Raw genomic sequence first — 1,442 nt, forward strand, 5'->3', positions numbered from 1 at the left:
CAACAGGTTCAGGTACTACTCGCCGAAGATGGGCATGTATGTCTCGCAAGATCCGATTGGACTGGCTGGCGGAATACTCAACCTGTATGGCTACGTCAGCGACACGAACTTGATTATAGATTTATATGGACTTGATTGGAACTATGTTCTTATTAATTCTAAAGGTGAGGTGTATTATTCTGGAAGAGCATCAGATAATGCTAACATAAATGATGTGGCAAGAAGGCATGCAGGAACAAAGGGAACTGATGGACCAAGGTTCGGTGAAGGTGATACTATTGTACAAATAACAAAAAAAGGTACAGATAGATTGATAGTGAGAGGAATAGAACAAGTTGGTATAGATAATTCTTCAGTATCGTTGTTAGGATATCGAAGTGACAATGTCCGAGGAAATAAAATAAACGGAATTAGGGATAAAAATAGTGAGAAGGGCAAATTGTACATGCGTAGTGCAGAGAAAAAACTTAAAAAAATGTCTCTTTCTGATCGCATCGCAAATGGAGAAAGGAAAACATTTGAGGAATATAGAGCTACTAAAAAGAATAGTTACGGTTAAAAATTACATTTTATGAATCAACAATATACTTGCCTTCATGACAAAATGATTGAAGAACTGTTTATCCAGTATGATAAATGTATTAACAAAAAAAATAAAATAGTTTCATTTTTTTTGTCAAGCCTTTCTACTGGTAATATGTTATGGCGAAGTTTTTTACCAGCATTCGCAATAACGCGTACATTCCCAAGACATCACTTTGTCAGTTCTAATGAAGTTAATAGATTTCGTGATGATCCTTGTAAAATCTGCAATATAGATTCATGGGCTGGATTTGAAAATGAAGATTATAATTTTTATTTAGAGATAGCTTCCAATGCTGGAGGAATTCCAGCTTTTAGTCTTGAATTTTGCATTGTACTACTGACTGAGTTTAATAAATTGGCAAATAATGCAATAGAGCCAAGCTGTACTGATGCTCATATTTTTAATGAAATTATGATGAGCCTTGTAGATGCCTCATCTCAAGAAACATTAAAAAAGGATATCGTCAAAAGAATTAATAAGATTCAATTATTTGATACAAATAAAACTCAGACCCAATGTCTTCTACAAACATTGGGCTTTTGCGGAATATTGGAGACGGCACAACACAAAAGTCCATTCCATGAGTATGTAAACTTAGGGCTTGCTCCTAAAAAGTCACACAATTCAGACTGGGAATATCCTGTTGATTTTTGGACACCTTCGGATGGTATAAACCGAGAAGCATTTAAGTTTTGGTTCGGTAATTATATCCAGTTTGATAAATTCTGGGAATAAAATATATTATGGCGGACGTAGGATATTTCGACAGCGTAAGTGCAAACCTAAAGACCGGCGTAGGCGCGCAGGTCAAGGGTATCTCGGAAGGCGTCAAGGCGAACTCCGACGCCGGCGTGTC

The 1,442-nt window shown here is 36.5% G+C and carries 2 protein-coding genes; both read left to right on the top strand.

The genetic code is table 11. The features are described 5' to 3' along the window. Positions 1-559, top strand: a 559-nt coding sequence (locus ABUA47_RS24770; RefSeq protein WP_349832291.1) for an RHS repeat-associated core domain-containing protein, incomplete at its 5' end; no start/stop codon positions are given. A gap of 12 nt (positions 560-571) precedes the next feature. Further along, positions 572-1,321, top strand: coding sequence for a hypothetical protein (locus ABUA47_RS24775; protein ID WP_065421038.1), 750 nt, complete (start codon positions 572-574; stop codon positions 1,319-1,321). Positions 1,322-1,442: the final 121 nt, after the last annotated feature.

The sequence above is a fragment of the Bacteroides sp. RTP31139st1_H2_RTP31139_211217 genome, from assembly GCF_040227615.1.
Classification (GTDB): Bacteria; Bacteroidota; Bacteroidia; order Bacteroidales; family Bacteroidaceae; genus Bacteroides; species Bacteroides uniformis.

Excerpts from the sequence above, each read along its gene's own strand:
- ABUA47_RS24775 (WP_065421038.1), top strand. The coding sequence starts at position 572 with ATGAATCAACAATATACTTGCCTTCATGACAAAATGATTGAAGAACTG.